An 18,019-nucleotide genomic window follows, 5' to 3' on the forward strand; every position below is an offset into this window, starting at 1 on the left:
GCGGCATGCGTGCCGATGCGTGCGACGCAGCCCTGTTCCGTCGTTCGACGCCGCGCCGCACGTGCGGCGCGGCGCGGCGTGCGCGTGCGCACGGGAGGCCCGACGGTGCTTAGAGCGACGGAACCCGCGCGCGCGGCGGACCTCGTCGTCTTCAACGGCAAGATTGCGACCCAGGACGAGCAGCGCTCGTTCGTCAGCGCACTGGCGGTGAAGGACGGGCGCATCGTCGCGACCGGCAACGATCGCGACGTGCTGCGTCATGCACACGGTGACACGACCTGCATCGACCTGAACGGCCGCACGGCGATTCCCGGCCTCGTCGACGCGCACCTGCAGGCGATCCGCGGCGGCACGCACTTCAACCTCGAGCTGCGCTGGGACGGCGTGCCGTCGCTCGCCGCCGCGCTCGACCTGCTGCATCGGCAGGCCGAGCGCACGCCCGCACCGCACTGGGTGCGCGTGGGCGGCGGCTGGACCGCGCTGCAGTTCGCGGAAAAGCGTGGCCCGACGGTGGCCGAGCTCAATGCGATCGCACCCGATACGCCGGTGTTCGTCCGGCATCTCGGCGACAGCGCGTGGTTGAATGCGGCCGCGCTGCGCGCGATCGGCTACGGGCGCGACACGCCCGATCCGCCGGGCGGCGAATTGCGGCGCGACCGCCATGGGCGGCCGACCGGGCTGCTGCTCGCGCGCCCCGATCCGGCCGTGCTGGCCGCGGCGCTCGCGCGCGCGCCGGTGCTCGGCGCGGCCGACCGGGTCAACTCGACGCGGCAGTTCATGCACGCGCTGAACCGCGTCGGCGTGACGAGCGCGATCGACGCCGGCGGCGACGGTCTGGCGTATCCGGACGATTACGCGGCGGTCATCGCGCTGGCACGCCGCGGCGAACTGACGACGCGCATCGCGTACGCGCTGGGCGCGCGGCACGCCGGCCGGGAAATCGACGACTTCGCGCAGTGGATCGCGCTGACCTCGCCCGGCGACGGCGATGCGTTCCTGCGCGCGAACGGCGCAGGCGAGCGGCTGCTGTTTTCGGCGGTCGACCTGGGGAATTTTCTCGACCCGCGCACCGAGCTGCCCGCGTCGGTCGATGCGGAACTGGCCGCCGTCGTCCGGCTGCTGGTCCGCCACCGCTGGCCGTTCCGGCTGCATGCGACCTACGACGAGTCGATCGGCCGCTTCCTCGACGTGTTCGAGGCGGTGAACCGCGATACGCCGTTCGCCGGGCTGCGCTGGTGTTTCGACCGATGCGAGACGATGTCGGATGCGAACATCGCGCGCGTGGCGGCGCTGGGCGGCGGCGTGACCGTGCAGCCGCGCATGGCGTTCCAGGGCGAGGCGTTCATCGCGCGCGACGGGGCGGCCGCGGCGACGCGCGCGCCACCGATCCGCGCGATGCTCGCGGCCGGGCTGCCGGTCGGGGCAGGCTCCGGCGCGCTGGATGCCGGGAGCTACAACCCGTTCGTCGCGCTGTACTGGATGGTGTCGGGGCGCAGCGTCGGCGGCACCGTGCTGTATCCGGCGCGCAACCGGCTCGGCCGGATGGAGGCGCTGCGCCGCTACACGGTCGGCAGCGCATGGTTCTCCGCCGACGAGCATCGCAAGGGGGCGCTGGTGCCCGGCCGTTACGCGGACTTCGCGGTGCTGAGCGACGACTATTTCACGATCGACATGGCGCGCATCCCGCAGCTGTCGTCGGTGCTGACGGTCGTCGACGGCAAGGTCGTGCACGCGGAACGGGAATTTGCGTCGCTCGCGCCGCCGCCGCCGCCGCCCGTCAGCCCCGAATGGTCGCCGGTCGCCGACGGCGGCGGCACGCCTGCGCCCGGTGCGAACGGGCACGGCGGTCCGCGCGCAGCGGCGGCGGGCGACGCGTGCACGGAACCCGGTACCGATGCGTGCCGGGCACGCTGCCCGGGGCGCCGTTTCGCGCGGCCGCGCTATCCGACGGCCAGCGCGGCCGGCGGCCGCTGCGACGCGTGCGGCGGCCGCTGCGCCGTGTGCTAGCCGGCACGCACCGGTGCGCGCGCCGGTGCGGCCGGGGCACGGCCTTGCCTTGAACGATTTTTGTGTCCCGTGCACGGGACAGGAAGGAGACACGATGAACGTTGCGCACACGCGCGCACCGTCGAGCGCCGACGAAGTGGCCGGCGTCAGCATTCCGCGCACGACGCTTGCGGTCGAGGCGGCCGACGCGGCGCGCGCATCGTTGCCTGCCGCGCTCGCCGATCATGCCGCGCGCGTGTTCGTGTTCGCGTCGCTCGCCGCGCGGCGCGCGGGCGAAGGGTGCGATCCCGATGCGCTGTACGTCGCCGCGATGTACGCGAACATGGGGCTGAGCCCCGCTTACTGCCGTTCGCCCGAACGTTACGAACTCGACGGCGCCGATGCCGCGCACGCGCTGCTGGTGCGGCATCGGCGCGCGCGCAGCATGCGCGACGAGGTATGGCACGCGATCGCGCTGCATACGACGCCCGGTGTGGCCGCGCGTGCGTCGCCGCTCGCCCGCGCGCTGGCCCGCGCCGTGTCGACGGATCTGATGGCAACCGATTTCGACCGCTACACCGACGACGAGCGCGCCGCGCTGCTCGCCGCGTACCCGCGCGGCAGCGGATTTCGCGAAACTTTCCTTGCTGCGGTCGCGCGCGGCGTCGAGCATCGGCCGCAGTCGACGTTCGGCACGTGGAGCGCCGACGTGCTCGAGCGCGCGGATCCGGATTTCCAGCGGCCGAATTTCTGCGGGCGCGTGCTGGGGGCGCGCTGGAACGACGCGTGACGGCGCCGTTGCCCCGCGCGGGAATCGGCCGCGCGGGCCCGGTATCGCGATGGGGTGCGTGACGACCCGTGCCGTGCGCGGGGCATTCGCCGGTTACGCGGGCGATTCGGCCGCGTCGTGCCGCGCATAGTCGACGTAGCCCGCGCGGTCGCCGCCGTACCAGCCGACGTTTTTCGGCTCCGCGAGCGGGGCGCGTGCGGCGAGGCGCTCGACGAGATCGGGGTTCGCGATATAGGCGCGCGCGAACGCGACGAGATCGGCGTCGCCTGCGTCGATCAGCGCGTTCGCCGCGTCCGGTGAAATGCCGCCGTTGACGATCAGCGTGCCGCCGAATGACCGGCGCGCGTGCTCGACGATACGCGGCAGGTCGGGCTCGCCGCTCCAGCCGTTGGTGTCGGCCGCGTGCAGGTAGGCGACACCCGCGTCGTCGAGCATCCGGCCGACGTACGCGAGCGTCGCATCCGGATCGGCATCGCGCACGTTGTTGTACTTCGCGTACGGCGAGATCCGCACGCCGACACGGCCGAGCGGCATCACGCCGCCGACCGCGTCGACGATTTCCGCGAGAAAGCGCGCGCGGTTCGCGACCGAGCCACCGTAGCGATCGTCGCGGCGGTTCAGCGTCGACGACAGGAACTGGTGCGGCAGGTAGCCGTTGGCCGCATGGATCTCGACGCCGTCGAAGCCGGCGGCCATCGCGCGCGTTGCCGCTTGCCGGAATTCATCGACGGCCGCGACGACTTCGTCGGTCGTCATCGCGCGCGACGGCGTCGCGTGAATCTTCGTGTAATAGCCGTTCTGCAACTGCGCCCATACCTGCAGCTGTTCGAGGTCGTCGTTCACGCCGGACGGCGACAGCGGCGCGGCGCCGCCCAGCAGCGTCAGCGAGCTGACCCGGCCGCCGTGCCACAGCTGCGCGAAGATCCGGCCGCCGTTCGCGTGCACGGCATCGGTGACGACCTTCCAGCCGGCGGCTTGAGCATCGTCGACGAGCCCCGGTGTCAGCTCGAATGCGGCGGACGCCCGGCTGACGTTGGTCGCCTCGGTCACGATCAGGCCGGCCGACGCGCGCTGCGCGTAGTACTCGGCCATCAGTTCGGTGGGCAGCCCGCGCGACGGCGCGCGCGAGCGTGTCATCGGTCCCATCACGACGCGGTTCGGCAGCGCGAGGCCGCGCAGATCATAGGTACTGAGCAGGGAAGACATGATGGACTCCTTTTCTTCGACGGGGAGCGGGACGGCAACGCGCCCCGCGAACGAATCGGTTTGAAGGGCGGCGGCGGGGTTCAGCCGAGTACGTGACGTTGCGCGTGCGGCCGCCCGACGAGCAGGTAGTGCGCGAGCGCGACGATCGGGAACGCACCGGCCACCGCCGCGACGAGCGACCAGCCGCCATGCTCGTACAGCGGGCTCGCAAGCGCCGAGCCGACGGCGCCGCCGACGAAGATGCTCGTCATGTACAGCGCGTTCAGCCGGTTGCGGCTGGCCGCGTGCAGCGCGTAGATCTCGCGCTGGCCGAGCACCATGTTCATCTGCACCGCGAAGTCGAGCACGATGCCGGTCACGACGAGCCCGTACAGGCCGGTGCCGTGCACGAACCCGATCGCGTACGACAGCGTGCCGGCGACCAGCGCGATCAGCGTCGCGCGCACCGTATGGCCGGCGTCCGCGAGGCGCCCGGCCACCGGTGCCGACGTCGCGCCGATCGCCCCGACCAGCGCGAACAGGCCGATGGCCGACTGCGACAATCCGTAGTGACGCGTCAGCTCGACCGGCACGGCGGTCCAGAACAGGCTGAACGACGCGAACATCAGGCCCTGGTAGAACGCGCGATGGCGCAGGACGGGCATCGTGCGGACCAGTTGCAGCAGCGAGCCGATCAGCTCGAAATAGGTCGCGCGATGGTCGGGCTGGCGCGGCGGAATCGTCAGCGCGAGCACGGCCGTGACGAGCGTCATCAGCACGGCGGCCGCCGCGAACACGAAACGCCAGCCGAACGCGTCGGCCACGACGCTCGACAGCGGGCGGGCCAGCAGGATGCCGAGCAGCAGCCCGCTCATGATCGTGCCGACCACGCGGCCGCGCGAATGATCCGGCGCGAGATGCGCGGCGAGCGGCACGAGGATCTGCACGGCCACCGAGCTGAAGCCGATCAGCAGCGAAATCGCGAGAAAGAGCCCGGGTGTGCGCACGAGCGCCGCCGCGGCGAGGCTCGCAATCGACACGACGGCCGTCACGATCATCAGCTTGCGGTTCTCGAGCAGGTCGCCGAGCGGCACGATGAAGAACAGGCCGAGGGCATAACCGATCTGCGTCAACGACACGATCAGGCTCGCCGTGCCGCCGGACATGTGCAGGCCCGGCGCGATGAGTTCCGTGATCGGCTGCGCGTAGTACAGGTTCGCGACGATCGCGCCGCAGCTGAATGCGAACAGCAGGATCAACCCCTGCGTGAGTTGGGTGCCGTGCGCAGGCGGCGCGAGCGGCGTGGAATCTGCTGACATGGTGGACTCCTTGAGAAGAGAGAGGTGGGTCACCGTGTCGCCGCGCCTGCACGGGGTTCGCCGGGGGCGCGATACGGTGCACCGCGTTGCCGCCCATACTATTGACCGGTCGATCAAACCGGAATCGAGCCGCAGCGCAATCGAGCTTTGCGCGACACGCAAAGGTCGCGTCCGGTCAGCCGCGCTTGCCCTGCAGCGTCGGAATCTGCTCGAACAGGCCCGCGAGCCAGTCGACGAACACCTTGAGCTTGACGGGCACGTGGCGATTGGGCGGATACAGCACCGAGATCGGCCGGGCCGGCGCGTTGAAGTCGGTCAGCACTTCGCGCAGCCGCCCCGATTTCAGATAGGGCTCGACGAGGTACAGCGACGTCTTGATCAGGCCGATGCCCGCGATGCCGCACTCGATGTAGTTGTCCGCATCGTTGACCGCGACCGTGCCGCACATCTGCACGACGCGCGGCTCGCCGTCGACGACGTAGTCCCACACGCGGGGGCGCCCGGTATCGGCCGAGATGTGGCTGACCGCCACGTGCTGCGCGAGATCGTCGACGGTCTCCGGCTCGCCGCACCGTGCCAGGTACGCGGGCGAGCCGCACGTGCAGGTGGTCAGGCTGCCGATGCGCCGCGCGACCATCCCCGAGTCGTCGAGCGCGCCGATGCGCACCACGCAGTCGACGCCTTCGCCGACGAGATCGATCTGCCGGTCGGTCACGCCAAGCTCGATCATGATGCCCGGATGGGCGTCGAGGAAGGTGGGCAGCGCGGGCACCACGACCTGCTTGGCCATCGCCGGCGGCAGGTTCACCTTCAGCCGGCCGCGCGGCACGTTGCGCGCCTGCGAGACCGACGCCTCCATGTCGTCGATTTCGCGCAGCACCGCGACGGAACGTTCGTAGTAAGCCTGGCCGTCCTCGGTCAGCGAGATGCGGCGCGTCGTGCGGTTCAGCAGCCGGCAGCCGAGGTGCTGTTCGAGCGCGCTGAGCAGCGCGGACACGCGCGGCGTCGTGAGGCCGGTCGTGTCGGAGGCGCGCGTGAAGCTGCCGGTTTCGACGATGCGCGTGAACACGCGCATCGAAAGCAAGGTATCCATCGTCGGGGGGCTCCAGTTCTGTCGGGTCGCGGCGCCGGTGCATGCCGGCGCCGTCCGTCGTGTCGGGTGTCGGTCGCGCGTATCGGGGCGACCGGATCGCTATGCGTCGATGCGTCGTCTCAGCGCGTCGCCGGCGAACGGCATTTCGCGCATGCGCTGGCCGGTCGCGTCGAAGATCGCGTTGGCCAGCGCGCCGGCGGTGGGCCCCATCGACGCCTCGGCCGCGCCGAGGAACGGCGCGCCCGGGCGATTGATCAGGTGGACCTTCACGCTCCGCGGTGCGGCCGAGAAGCGCAGGATCGGGTAGCTGCTCCAGTCGAAGCTGCGAATCCGTTCGGTGTCGTACTTCAGCGCCTCGTACAGCGTCCAGCTCGCGGCCTGCACGATGCCGCCCTCGATCTGGTTGCGGATCCCGTCCGGCGACACGACCTGCCCCGCATCGACGGCGGCTTCCGCGTGCTCGAGCGTCACCTGGCCGGTTTCCGGCACGACCGACACCTCGACCGCGATCGCGACGTACGCCATCAGGTTCTTGTACTTGCCGAACGCGAAGCCGACGCCGCGGTTGCGCGCGCGCGGCGGCCGCGGCCAGCCGAAGTGCGTCGCGGCGAGCTTGATCACCTGAAGCGCGCGATGATCTTCCATGTGGCGCAACCGGAATTCGACCGGATCGACACCGGCCGCGTGCGCGAGTTCGTCCATGAAGCTTTCGATCGCCCACACGTTGGTGTGTGCGCCGAGCGAGCGCATCGCGGACGTCTGCAGCGGCATCGTCGGCGAGAAGTTGTTCACGATGTGCTGGTTCGGCAACGCGTACAGCGGAATCGCGTTGCGATCGGCGCCGCCCTCCGGTTGCAGCATCGGCGTCGACGGCGCGGGCACGAACGGCGGCTCCAGCATCCGCGCCGGCAGCAGCCGGCCGGCGTTGACGATCCGCTCGTTGTGCGAGCTGCTCCACAGCGCGTAGTTCCAGTCGACGATGCGGCCGCTCGCGTCGAGCGAAGCGCTGACCTCGGTCACCATCGCCGGCGTGAAGTGGTCCCACGTATGTTCCTGCTCGCGCATCCACTGCACGCGAATCGGCTTGCCGGGCATCGCGGCGGCGATCAGCGCCGCGTGCGCGGCGGCGTCGTCCGCGCCGTTGTGCCCGTAGCAGCCCGATCCTTCGGTATGAATGCAGCGGATGCTCGCCTTCGGCATCGACAGCATCTCGGCCAGCGCGTCGCGCAGCGGATAGACGCCCTGCGAGTGGGTCCACACCGTCATCGCCCCGTTCTCGAGATGCGCGACCGCACACGACGGCCCGATCGAGCCGTGCAGCAGGTAGTTCTTCAGGAACGTCGCATTGAGCGTCTTCACGGCCGGCGCGGTGGCCGCGTGCGTGTTGGCGATCTCGATGCGCTGCGTTGCGATCCGCTTCAGGTCGGCATGCACGGTGGCGCGATCGGGCAGCTTGCGGCCGGGCGACCAGCGGCACGCGGCGGCCAGCGCGCGTTGCGCGACCACCGCCTGCCATTCGCCCTGCGCGACCACCGCGAGCATGCTGCCGTTGCGCACGATCCGCACGACGCCCGGCAGCTTCAGGATCGCCGCGTCATCGAACGACAGCAGCTTCGCTTCGTACACCGGCGGCATCACGACGCGAGCGTGCAGCATGCCGGGCAATTCCATGTCCTGCACGTAGCTGACGCCGCCCGTCACCTTGTTCGGGATGTCGATGCGCGGCAGCGACGTGCCGATCACCGTGAACGTCGCCGGGCTCTTCAGCGGCGACGTGGGCGCGGCGCTGCGATGCAGGTCGACGGTACGGATCGCGTCGCCGTAGGTCATCGTGCGGCCGTCGGGCGCCTTGATGACCGCGTCGGCGGTCGTCAGCGTGCGCGCTTCGACGCCGAAGCGCTTCGCCGCGCCTGCCACCAGCAGCGCACGCACCTGCGCGGCCGCGTTCAGCAGCGCGGAACCGCTGTCGGCCATCGTGTGGCTGCCGGCGGTCAACCCTTCGTCGGGCGACGCGCCGGTGTCGGCCGTCAGGAACGTGATCAGTGACGGCTTCATGTCGAGTTCTTCGGCCGCCACCTGCAGCAGCGCGGTGCGCACGCCGGTGCCGAGCTCGACCTTGCCGGTGAAGACGGTGACCTTGCCGTCCGGCGCGATCTTGATCCACGCGTCGAGCAGCGGATTGGTCTTCAGGCTGCCGGCGAGCGCCTGCGTGGCTTTCGCCACATGCACGGCGGCGCCTTCGTCGGCGATCACCAACTGCGCGGCCGCACGCGACGCAGGCGCGAGCGTGAACGCGACGAACAGCGCGCCGGAGACGATGAAATGCCGGCGGCCTTCGTCGATATCGTCGTGAGCATTCATCAAAGTCCCTTGCTGATCGTAACGGGGGCGGAGGCGGGTTCCGGGGGCGGCAGCCCGGCGACCGAGCGCACGGCCGCGAGGATCCGCATATGGGTGCCGCAGCGGCACAGGTTCGGCTCCATATGCGTACGCAGTTCCTGTTCGGTCGGCTTCGGGTTGCGCTCGAGCAGCGCCTGCGCGCGCATGATCATTCCCGCGATGCAGTAGCCGCACTGCGCGGCCTGATGCTCGACGAACGCGCGCTGCAGCGGGCCCGGATGCTCGGCGGTGCCGAGGCTCTCGATGGTGCGCACGCTGCGCGCGCCGACCGCGGCCACCGGCATCAGGCACGAGAACGTCGGCTTGCCGTCGACGATCACCGTGCAGGCGCCGCATTGCCCGAGGCCGCAGCCGAATTTCGCGCCGTGCAGGTGCAGGTCGTTGCGCAGCGCATACAGCAGCGGCGTGGACGGATCGATGTCCAGCGTGTGCCGCACGCCGTTGACGGTGAGGGTAATCATCGGGCGGTGTCCTCTTTTCTGAGCTTCGCGGCGAGCGCGTCGATGCCCGACCATGCGGGGCGATCGGTGTAGGTCGCGCGCACGTATGCGGCGAGATCGGCGATCTGCGCGTCGTCGTACTGGTCGATGAACGACGGCATGTAGTTCAAGGTGTCTTCGCCGTGCCAGCCGATGCCGTTGAACATCATCTGGATCGCATTGCGCGGCGTATCGGCGTTGACCGCCGTGCTGAACGCGAGCGTCGGCCGCTCGCCGATCGACTGCATCGGCGCGGCCGGCCCGTGGCACTGCGCGCACGATGCCTGGAACAGCACCGCGCCACGCTGCGCGGCGGGCGTCGTCGCGGCGCGTTCGGCCGGTGCGGCGGCCGCGGTCGCATGCCCGTTCGCCGGCTTCTGGATCGACAGGATGTACGCGGCGATCGCTTCCACGTCCTCCACCGGCACCGTCGCGAGATCGCGCGTGACGGGCAGCATCGGCCCGGCCGCCGCGCCGTGCTCGCTCGCGCGGCCGGTGCGCAGGTACGTGACGAGCTGCGCCTGCGTCCACGGCCGTGCGGCATGGCCGAGCGTATTGAGCGGTGGCGCTTCCCAGCCGTCGACGATGCCGCCGTCGAATGCGCGGCCGCTTTGCTCGCCGCCGATCGCGTTCAGCGGCGAATGGCACGACGCGCAATGGCCGAGCCCGTCGACGAGCATCCTGCCGCGGTTCCATTGCGCGGACTGCGCGGGGTCGGGTTGAGACGCGCCTTCGCGCAGGAACAGCACGTTCCAGAACGCGACCAGCGGCCGGAAGTTCAGCGGAAATATCAGGTCGTTGGCGGGTGTCGTCGCGCGAACCGGCGTGCGGGTCATCAGGTACGCATACGCGGCGGCGATGTCGTCGTCCGACATCTTCGTGAAATGAATGTACGGAAACGCCGGGTACAGCGGCTGGCCGTTACGCCCGATCCCGGTGCGCAGCGCACGGGCGAACGCGTCGCGCGACCAGCGGCCGATGCCGGTTTCCGGATCCGGCGTGATGTTGGTCGCATAGATCGTGCCGAACGGCGTCGCCAGCGGCAGGCCGCCGGCGAACGGCTTGCCGTCCTTCGCGGTATGGCACACGACGCAGTCGCCGAGCGCGACGACGCGCGCGCCGGCGCGCACCAGTTGCGGATCGAACGAAGCAGGGGCGGGCGGATCGATCGGCGCGATCGACGGCCGGATCATGATGCCGATCGCGACGGCGATGCCCGCGATCGCGATGCCGGCCGCGCCGATCCAGAGTCGTTTGTGCTTCATGCGCGCTCCAGGCGAAGTGGTGCGGCGCAAGTGATGCGATGCGCGGCAACACCGGACGATGCGCATCGGCCGTGCGTGGCCGTCCGATGCGGCCGCGACCGTCTTGCGGCGCGGCGTTGATTGGCGACGGGAATCAAGTTGTCACTCCAGCAGTCGATAACGGGCGCCGAGCGCCGTCCTGCGCGGCAGCTCGTGACCGCAGTCTACGCAGAGGCCGCGATCATGGCCTGAAGCGGCGCTGAAACGTTCTGAACGGTGTCCGGCCCCGGATCAGCCGGGCCGCGGCGCGCGGGCGGATGACGGGCGCGCCGTGTCGCGGCGGCCCCGCGCGTCACGTCAAGACGGAATCTCGCCGGCGACGACTTCGTCCGCGTAGCACCAGATCCAGCGCTCGCCGGGTTCGATCGAGCGAACGAGCCGGTGGCCGGTGTCACGGAAATGCCGGCTCGCATGGCGATTCGGCGACGAGTCGCAGCAACCGACGTGCCCGCAGCTCAGGCACATCCGCAGATGCACCCAGCCGCTGCCCGATCTGACGCATTCCTCACAGTAGTCCTTGTCGGTGTCGAACACGCGTGCTTCGTCGAGATGCGTACAGTCGTTGGCCATCTTGCGCTCCGATGCCGGCGCGGGAGCGACGCTCGCGGCGTGGCCGGCACGCGGCCGCAAGCGGGAGGGATACGCGGCATTGTGCAGCGTCGCGTCGCGGCCGGACCTTAATTGTCATGAAGCGGCCCGCGCGGCGCGCGGCGGCGGCGTACAGTCGCGAATGCGTTCGGCCACGCCGCGGCACCGGCCGAACCGCATCCGACATCGACATCGACATCATCGGGAGGCGCTCATGGATCAACCGCAACACGTGCGGATCGTCGGTCTGCCGCGCAGCAGGGACGCGTACGCGATCCGCGATTTCCTGCAGCGGCGCATGATTGCGTACGACTGGTGCGAGCTGACCTCCGACGCCGACTGCGCGCAGGTGCTCGGCATCGCGCCGCTGCGCGACATCCGGCTGCCGGTCGTGATCTTTCCGGACGGCTCGCGCCTGTACCAGCCGACCCTGGCCGAGATCGCCGCGCGGCTCGGCTGGGTCGCGCGCCCGCGCTTCGTCGAATACGACGTGTCGATCTACGGCGCGGGGCCGGCCGGGCTGTCGGCGGCGGTCTACGCGGCGTCCGAAGGGCTGCGCGCGGTCGTGATCGAGCGCGGCGCGATAGGCGGGCAGGCCGGCACGAGTTCGCTGATCGAGAACTACATGGGCTTCCCCGACGGCATCCCGGGCGCGGCGCTCGCGGAACGCGCGCGCGAGCAGGCGGTGAAGTTCGGCGTCGAACTGCTGACGATGCGCGAGGGCGTGCATGCGACGTTCGTCGACGGCAAGATCCGCGTCGAGCTCGCCGACGGGTCGATCCTGGTCGCGCGCGCGAACATCTGCGCGACCGGCATCGAATATCGCAGCCTCGGGCTGCCGGAGGAGCCGGCGTTTCTGAATGCGGGGCTGTTCTACGGCGCCGGGTCGAGCGAAGCGCCGATGTGCGCGGGCGAGCAGGTGTTCATCGTCGGCGGCGGCAATTCGGCCGGCCAGGCCGCGATGAATTTCTCGCGGCATGCGCGCCAGGTGACGATGCTCGTGCGCGGTGCGTCGCTCGCGGACACGCTGTCGCGCTACCTGATCGACCGGATCGAGCGCACGCCGAACATCGAGGTCCGCTACCGGTCGAGCGTCGCCGCGCTGCACGGCGACGGCTGGCTCGACGCGATCGAGCTTCGCTCGGCGGATGGCACGCGCGAACGGCTGCCGGCCACGCGCCTGTTCGTGTGCATCGGCGGCGCGCCCAATACCGACTGGGCGAAGGACACCGACATCATTCGCAATCCGGACGGTTATCTCGTCACCGGCGGCGACCTGTACGACTGTCCGGCGTTCGAACGCGTGTGGCCGCTCGAACGACGGCCGTATCACCTGGAAACCAGCGTGCCGGGATCGTTCGCGGCCGGTGACGTGCGATCGGGATCGGTCAAGCGCGTCGCGTCGGCGGTCGGCGAAGGCGCGATGGCGGTGACCTTCGTGCACCGGTTTCTCGGCGAGGATGCGTATCGGCTCGCGAGCGCGTGACGCAGGTGCGGGCCGTTCGATGGATTCATCGTGCGTCCGCCTGCGTCGCGTCGCGCAATCCGTCCCGGGCGGCGCGCGCCGGCGGTGTCCAGCCGCCGCCCAACGCACGCACGAGACTCACCGTCGCGACGGCCAGTGCCTGCCGGCTGTGAATCAGCTGGCGTCGCGCATTCAGTGCATCGCGATCGGCGTCGATGACTTCCAGATAGCTGACGTACCCATGCGCATAACGGCTCAGCGACAGCCGCGCCGCCGCATCCGTCGCGCGCGCCGCGTCGTCGTAGCGCACGATCCGCTCCTTTTGCGCGGCGATGTCGTTGAGCGCGTCCTGCACGTCGCGCAACGCGCCGATCGCGGTGGCGCGATAGTTCGCGTCGGCTGCGTCCATGCCGGCCCGCGCGGCCGCCACCATCGCCTCGCGCTTGCCGCCGTCGAACAGCGTCAGCGCGACGTTCGCGCCGAGACTCCACAGCGAGCTGTTGCGGTCGAGAAACGACCGCAGGTCGCGGGTGGCGAAACCGCCGTCGGCGGTCAGCGTCAGTGTCGGCAGCCACGCGGTGCGCGCGATGCCCAGCTCGAGCGACGCCGCATCGGCGCGCCGTGCCGCCGCGAATACGTCCGGGCGTTGGGCGAGCAGCGCGGACGGCAGCCCGGCCGGCACGTCGGGCACTTGCACGGGCACGGGGCGCGCGTCGACGTCGAACGCGGTCGGCGACACGCCGGTCAGCACCGCGATGGCGTCGACGAGGTTCTCGCGCAGCCGGCGGCTCTCCGCGAGATCGGCATGCGCGGTATCGAGATCGGCCGACGCGCGCAGCCCGTCGAGATCGCTCGCCGCGCCGGCCCGCACGCGGGCGGCGATCACGTCGAGCGCGGTGCGCCGCAGCCCGATCGCGCGCGTGAGCGTCACGAGATCGTCGTCGACGTAACGCAGCGTCAGGTAGTCGACGGCCACTTCGGTCGCCACCCGCAGACGCACCGCATCGCGATCGGCCGCCGCCTGCAGCACGTTCTGTTCGCCGATGTCGGCGCCGCCGCGCAAGCGGCCCCATAGATCGACTTCGTAGCTCGCGGCGACGGGAACCGACCAGTTGTGCATCGTGCGCTTCGGCAGCGCGTTGTCGACCGTGCCGGATACGCGCGTGCGGCTGAACGACGGGTCGACGCGCACGGTCGGCGCGAGTGCGGCATCGCGCACGCCGAGCAGCGCCTGCGCCTGGTCGACGCGTGCGGCCGCCGCGCGGATATCGAGGTTGTGCGCGAGCGCGGCGTCGACGAGGGTGCCGAGCTGCGGGTCGCCGAACCACGCGGGCCACGCAGCGAGCGATGGCGCGCGCGCATCGGTCGACGTATTGGTCGACGGATCGGCATGGCGGAACTCGTCGCGTCCGACCGGCACGGGCGCGAGCGGCTGCGGCGCGATCGAGCAAGCGGCGAGCAGGCAGGCGGCGAGTACGACGGCGGCGCGCTTCATCGCGATTCGCCGCCGGGTTGCAGCGTGACGACGACCGACAGCCCGGGCCGGATGCGCGGCTCCGTCGCGGCCGGGCCGTCGAGCAGGATCTTCACGGGCACGCGCTGCGTGACCTTCGTGAAATTGCCGGTCGCATTGTCGGGCGGCAGCAATGCGAACTGGGCGCCCGTCGCGGGCGACAGGCTGTCGATGCGGCCGGTGAACACACGCTGCGGCAGCGCATCGAAGCGCAATTGCACGGCATCGCCGGCGCGCACGCGGCGAAGCTGCGTCTCGCGGAAATTCGCGACGATCCACGGGTGTGGCTCGACCAGTGTGAGCAGCGCCTGGCCGGGGGCGACGTGCTCGCCCGTCTCGACGGTCTTCTTGCCGACGTAGCCGTCCGACGGCGCGACGACCGCCGTGTAGCCGAGCTGCAGCAGCGCGTCGCGCAACTCGGCATCGTTCTGGCTCGCCGCGGCATCGGCGGCCTCGGCGGCGGCGACGGCGCTGCGCCGTTGCGCATCGGCCGCCGCGACGCGCGCGCGGGCCGACTTGCGGGCGGCATCGGCCGCATCGAACTCCTGCTTCGACAGGCCGCGCGGCGTCTCGCGGGTCAGTTCGCGTGCACGCGCGTAATCGAGTTCGGCCTTGTCGGCATCGGCGTGCGCCGACACGAGCGCCGCGTCCGCCTGCTCGATCAGCGCGTGTGCGCGGCTCGCATCGGCATGTGCCTGGGCGACGCGTGCGCGCTGCGCGGCGACCCGCACGTCGAAATCGCGCCGGTCGATCTGCACGAGCGCGTCGCCCGCGTGCACGAACTGGTTGTCGTCGACGAGCACGCGTTCGACGGTGCCGGCCACGCGCGGCGAGATCACGTGCAGGTGGCCGGTCACATATGCGTCGTCGGTGCCGCGATCGCGCGCGTCGAACTCGTACACGAGCAATCCGACGAGCAGCAGCGCGATCGCGGCGATCGCGACGATCGCGGGCCGGCGCGAGCGAACGGGCGCGGCGGTCGGCGGCGGCGAAGCGGCCGGCGTATCGGCAGAAGGTGAGGTCATGGTCGACAAACTCCATCGTACGGGCAGGGTTCGATGCATCGCGTTATGCTTGCGCCAGCTTGACAGCGGGGAGCCGCTTGACGATGAACACCACGTTTGCAACCGGTCGTGCCGCGCCGGCGGCGGCGCCGGACATCCCGACGTTCCGCTCGATCGCCGCGATCGCGGCAGTCTTGCTCGGCGCGATCATCGCGACGCTGACCTCGCGCATCACGTCGCTCGGGCTCGCCGACGTGCGCGGCGCGCTCGGCGTCGGCGTCGACGAAGGCGCGTGGATCAACACCGCGTTTACCGCGTCGCAGATGTTCGTCGGGCCGCTGGCGATCGCCGCGGCATTCATGTTCGGCACGCGCCGCGTGCTGGTCGCGGGCGCCGTCGTGTTTCTCGGCGCCGAAACCGTGCTGCCGCTCTGCACGCAGTTCGGCGCGTTCGTCGTGTTCCAGGCGATCGCGGGGCTCGCGTCCGGCGTGTTCGTCCCGCTGACGGTCGGCTTCGTCGTCCGGACGCTGCCGCCGCGCCTCATTGCGTTCGGCATCGCCGCGTATGCGATGAATCTCGAGATGTCGCTGAACCTGTCGGCCACGCTCGAGGGCTGGTACAGCGAACACCTGAGCTGGCGCTGGCTGTTCTGGCAGAACGCGGTGCTGACGGTGCCGTTCATCGCGTGCCTGCTGCTGTCGCTGGCGGACGAGCCGGTCAAGCGCTTCGCGTCCGGCCTCGATGCACGCGGGATGCTGCTCGGCGCCGGCGGCTTCGCGTGCCTGTGCGTCGCGTTCGACCAGGGCGAACGGCTGTTCTGGCTGCAGTCGCCGCTGATCGTCGCGCTGCTTGCGCTCGGCGTCCTGATGGTCGCCGCGTTCCTGATCCATGAGCTCGCGTCGCCGCGCGCGGGCCTCGATCTCGGCTATCTCGCGCGGCCGAACGTCGCGCTGCTGATCGTGCTCGTCGGTCTCGTGCGCTTCACCGTGCTCAATACGAGCTTCATCCCGTCGCTGTTCCTCGCCAGCACCTACGGCCTGCGGCCGTTGCAGATCGGCGATACGCTGCGCTGGATCGCGATTCCGCAGCTGTTGTTCGCACCCTGCGTCGCCCTGCTGCTGCAGCGCGTCGATCCGCGCCGGCTGATCGTGGCCGGCTTCGTGACGGTGGCGTTCGCCTTCGCGCTCGGTGCGCGCCTCACGTCCGCGTGGGCCGAACCCGACTTCATTCCGTCGCAACTGCTGCAGGCGCTCGGGCAGACGATGGCGCTGACGTCGGTGATCTTCTTCTTCGGCAAGCACGTGACGGCCGAACACGCGCTGACGTTCGGCGCGGTCGTGCAGACGACGCGCCTGCTGAGCGGGCAGCTCGGCACGACGTCGATCGCGGTGATTCAGCGGATCAGGGAGGGTACCCATTCGAATCTCGTCGGTCTGCATGTGTCGCTGTCGGATCCCGAGACGCTCGAGCGGCTGCGCGCCGGCGCGGCGTCGCTGGTTGCGCACGGCGCCACGGTCGCGACCGGCAACCAGGCCGCCTACGCGCTCGTCGATCGGGCGGTGCGCGTGCAGGCGACCACGCTCGCGCTGGCCGACAATTTCCGCGTGGCGATGGCGTGCGCGCTCGCCGGTGCGCTGATCGGCATCCTGCTGCGGCCGGTGCGCTCGCCGTGAGCGCGGCGCGGCTGAATTTTTCTGAAAAATCCTGAACGGCACGTCTGCCGCTGCGGCATGCGCGCCGCGACGGCAGACGGTGCGCTTACGCCTGCAGGAACGCGAGCAGCTCGGCGTTGATGCGATCGGCGTTCACGACGCACATGCCGTGCGACCCGCCTTCGATCACCTTCAACTGCGCGTGCTTGACGATCTTCGACGACAGCCGGGCCGAATCGTCGATCGGCACGATCTGGTCGTCATCGCCGTGCAGCACGAGCGTCGGCACGTCGATCTTCTTGAGATCGTCCGTGTAGTCGACTTCGGAAAACTCCTTCACGCACAGGTACTGGCCGTGAATGCCGCCCATCATGCCCTGCGACCAGAACGCGTCGATCGTGCCCTGCGACGGCTTGGCGTTCGGGCGGTTGAACCCGAAGAACGGCACCGCGAGATCCTTGTAGAACTGCGAACGGTTCTCGGCGACGTTCTTGCGGATGCCGTCGAACACCTCCATCGGCAGGCCGCCGGGGTTGGTCGGCGACTTCACCATCTGCGGCGGCACCGCGCCGATCAGCACGGCCTTCGCCACGCGCTTCGTACCGTGGCGGCCGATGTAGCGCGCCACTTCGCCACCGCCCGTCGAGTGGCCGACGAGCGTGGCTTCGCGCACGTCCAGGGCGTCGAGCAGGGCGGCCAGGTCGTCCGCGTACGTGTTCATGTCGTTGCCGTGCGACGGCTGGCTCGACCGGCCGTGGCCACGACGGTCGTGCGCGATCACGCGATAGCCGTGCTGCACGAGGAACAGCATCTGCGCGTCCCACGCGTCCGCACACAGCGGCCAGCCGTGCGAGAACACGACCGGGCGGCCGGTGCCCCAGTCCTTGAAGTAGATCTGCGTGCCGTCCTGGGTGGTGATCGTGTTCATCGAATGGGCTCCTGGGTGGGCTGAAGAGGCGCTGCGGGCGGGGGTGCCGGCCGCGGCCGCCATCGCGGGCAGCGCGGCGGCCGCGACGGCCGTCGCGCCGGCAAGCAGCATGTCGCGGCGGCGCGCCGACGAAACGGCGTCGGTCTGTACGGGGTGCATCTGGACTCCTGAAATATGCGGCGCAACGATGCCGCGCGGGATGGTGGATCGGTGACGACCGGCCGCGGCCATCCCGCCGGCAGCCGGTCCGCTTGCGTCGTCGCACGTCGGTTCGTGCCGCGTGGGCGAACGAATGCCGTCGGGAGCGTATCGC

Annotated in this window: 14 protein-coding genes; 4 read left to right on the forward strand and 10 right to left on the reverse strand. The window is 70.4% G+C overall.

All coding sequences use genetic code 11. The features are described 5' to 3' along the window. Nucleotides 1–105 precede the first annotated feature (105 nt). Both CFB45_RS34115 and CFB45_RS34120 read left to right on the forward strand, forming a co-directional pair. On the forward strand, nt 106–2,007 hold the full coding sequence (locus CFB45_RS34115; protein WP_256978476.1) for an amidohydrolase: 1,902 nt from the start codon (nt 106–108) through the stop codon (nt 2,005–2,007). Nucleotides 2,008–2,101: 94 nt separating this feature from the next. After that, a complete protein-coding gene (locus CFB45_RS34120; RefSeq protein ID WP_089429524.1) occupies nt 2,102–2,776 on the forward strand; it encodes a phosphohydrolase in 675 nt (224 codons plus the stop codon). A gap of 93 nt (nt 2,777–2,869) precedes the next feature. Here the strand turns inward: CFB45_RS34120 and CFB45_RS34125 are convergent, their stop codons facing one another. The 7 genes from CFB45_RS34125 to CFB45_RS34155 all read right to left on the reverse strand — a co-directional run bounded on the left by CFB45_RS34125 (nt 2,870) and on the right by CFB45_RS34155 (nt 11,126). After that, entirely contained in the window at nt 2,870–3,982 is a 1,113-nt protein-coding gene (locus tag CFB45_RS34125) for an alkene reductase (protein ID WP_089429525.1), read from the reverse strand. An 80-nt stretch (nt 3,983–4,062) separates the two neighbouring features. After that, on the reverse strand, nt 4,063–5,280 hold the full coding sequence (locus tag CFB45_RS34130; protein WP_089429526.1) for an MFS transporter: 1,218 nt from the start codon (nt 5,278–5,280) through the stop codon (nt 4,063–4,065). 175 nt (nt 5,281–5,455) lie between these two features. Beyond that, on the reverse strand, nt 5,456–6,373 hold the full coding sequence (locus CFB45_RS34135) for a LysR family transcriptional regulator (RefSeq protein WP_089429527.1): 918 nt from the start codon (nt 6,371–6,373) through the stop codon (nt 5,456–5,458). 99 nt (nt 6,374–6,472) lie between these two features. Next, the gene (locus CFB45_RS34140) at nt 6,473–8,734 is read right to left on the reverse strand and encodes a xanthine dehydrogenase family protein molybdopterin-binding subunit (RefSeq protein WP_089429528.1); all 2,262 of its coding nucleotides are present in this window, start codon (nt 8,732–8,734) and stop codon (nt 6,473–6,475) included. Beyond that, complete coding sequence (locus tag CFB45_RS34145; protein ID WP_039362674.1) at nt 8,734–9,234, reverse strand: (2Fe-2S)-binding protein; 501 nt, start codon at nt 9,232–9,234, stop codon at nt 8,734–8,736. Before CFB45_RS34145 ends, CFB45_RS34140 begins: the two co-directional genes overlap by 1 nt. Continuing rightward, nucleotides 9,231–10,517, reverse strand: coding sequence for a c-type cytochrome (locus tag CFB45_RS34150; RefSeq protein ID WP_089429529.1), 1,287 nt, complete (start codon nt 10,515–10,517; stop codon nt 9,231–9,233). Before CFB45_RS34150 ends, CFB45_RS34145 begins: the two co-directional genes overlap by 4 nt. Nucleotides 10,518–10,853: 336 nt before the next feature. After that, a complete protein-coding gene (locus CFB45_RS34155) occupies nt 10,854–11,126 on the reverse strand; it encodes a UBP-type zinc finger domain-containing protein (protein WP_089430109.1) in 273 nt (90 codons plus the stop codon). Nucleotides 11,127–11,358: 232 nt separating this feature from the next. On the opposite strand from CFB45_RS34155, the gene CFB45_RS34160 reads away from it, so the two are divergent. Continuing rightward, entirely contained in the window at nt 11,359–12,630 is a 1,272-nt protein-coding gene (locus CFB45_RS34160; RefSeq protein WP_089429530.1) for an NAD(P)/FAD-dependent oxidoreductase, read from the forward strand. 25 nt (nt 12,631–12,655) lie between these two features. Here the strand turns inward: CFB45_RS34160 and CFB45_RS34165 are convergent, their stop codons facing one another. Further along, nucleotides 12,656–14,104, reverse strand: a complete 1,449-nt coding sequence (locus CFB45_RS34165; protein ID WP_089429531.1) for an efflux transporter outer membrane subunit — start codon at nt 14,102–14,104, stop codon at nt 12,656–12,658. Next, a complete protein-coding gene (locus CFB45_RS34170; protein ID WP_089429532.1) occupies nt 14,101–15,147 on the reverse strand; it encodes an HlyD family secretion protein in 1,047 nt (348 codons plus the stop codon). Before CFB45_RS34170 ends, CFB45_RS34165 begins: the two co-directional genes overlap by 4 nt. An 83-nt stretch (nt 15,148–15,230) precedes the next feature. On the opposite strand from CFB45_RS34170, the gene CFB45_RS34175 reads away from it, so the two are divergent. Further along, nucleotides 15,231–16,799, forward strand: a complete 1,569-nt coding sequence (locus CFB45_RS34175) for an MFS transporter (protein WP_089430110.1) — start codon at nt 15,231–15,233, stop codon at nt 16,797–16,799. An 85-nt stretch (nt 16,800–16,884) separates the two neighbouring features. Here CFB45_RS34175 and CFB45_RS34180 read toward each other — a convergent pair whose 3' ends face one another. Continuing rightward, nucleotides 16,885–17,865 carry an alpha/beta fold hydrolase gene (locus tag CFB45_RS34180; RefSeq protein WP_089429533.1) on the reverse strand — a complete coding sequence of 327 codons (981 nt, stop codon included), beginning with the start codon at nt 17,863–17,865 and terminating at the stop codon, nt 16,885–16,887. Between the last annotated feature and the right edge of the window lie 154 nt (nt 17,866–18,019).

Origin of the sequence: Burkholderia sp. HI2500, from assembly GCF_002223055.1 — a bacterium.
Taxonomy (GTDB): domain Bacteria; phylum Pseudomonadota; class Gammaproteobacteria; order Burkholderiales; family Burkholderiaceae; genus Burkholderia.

What these genes read in the sequence shown, in the direction of transcription:
- CFB45_RS34145 (WP_039362674.1), bottom strand. Translation starts at nt 9,234, where the DNA reads ATGATTACCCTCACCGTCAACGGCGTGCGGCACACGCTGGACATCGAT.
- CFB45_RS34175 (WP_089430110.1), top strand. Translation starts at nt 15,231, where the DNA reads ATGAACACCACGTTTGCAACCGGTCGTGCCGCGCCGGCGGCGGCGCCG.
- CFB45_RS34155 (WP_089430109.1), bottom strand. Translation starts at nt 11,126, where the DNA reads ATGGCCAACGACTGTACGCATCTCGACGAAGCACGCGTGTTCGACACC.
- CFB45_RS34150 (WP_089429529.1), bottom strand. Translation starts at nt 10,517, where the DNA reads ATGAAGCACAAACGACTCTGGATCGGCGCGGCCGGCATCGCGATCGCG.
- CFB45_RS34180 (WP_089429533.1), bottom strand. Translation starts at nt 17,865, where the DNA reads ATGCACCCCGTACAGACCGACGCCGTTTCGTCGGCGCGCCGCCGCGAC.
- CFB45_RS34165 (WP_089429531.1), bottom strand. Translation starts at nt 14,104, where the DNA reads ATGAAGCGCGCCGCCGTCGTACTCGCCGCCTGCCTGCTCGCCGCTTGC.
- CFB45_RS34160 (WP_089429530.1), top strand. Translation starts at nt 11,359, where the DNA reads ATGGATCAACCGCAACACGTGCGGATCGTCGGTCTGCCGCGCAGCAGG.
- CFB45_RS34140 (WP_089429528.1), bottom strand. Translation starts at nt 8,734, where the DNA reads ATGAATGCTCACGACGATATCGACGAAGGCCGCCGGCATTTCATCGTC.
- CFB45_RS34120 (WP_089429524.1), top strand. Translation starts at nt 2,102, where the DNA reads ATGAACGTTGCGCACACGCGCGCACCGTCGAGCGCCGACGAAGTGGCC.
- CFB45_RS34135 (WP_089429527.1), bottom strand. Translation starts at nt 6,373, where the DNA reads ATGGATACCTTGCTTTCGATGCGCGTGTTCACGCGCATCGTCGAAACC.
- CFB45_RS34170 (WP_089429532.1), bottom strand. Translation starts at nt 15,147, where the DNA reads ATGACCTCACCTTCTGCCGATACGCCGGCCGCTTCGCCGCCGCCGACC.
- CFB45_RS34125 (WP_089429525.1), bottom strand. Translation starts at nt 3,982, where the DNA reads ATGTCTTCCCTGCTCAGTACCTATGATCTGCGCGGCCTCGCGCTGCCG.
- CFB45_RS34130 (WP_089429526.1), bottom strand. Translation starts at nt 5,280, where the DNA reads ATGTCAGCAGATTCCACGCCGCTCGCGCCGCCTGCGCACGGCACCCAA.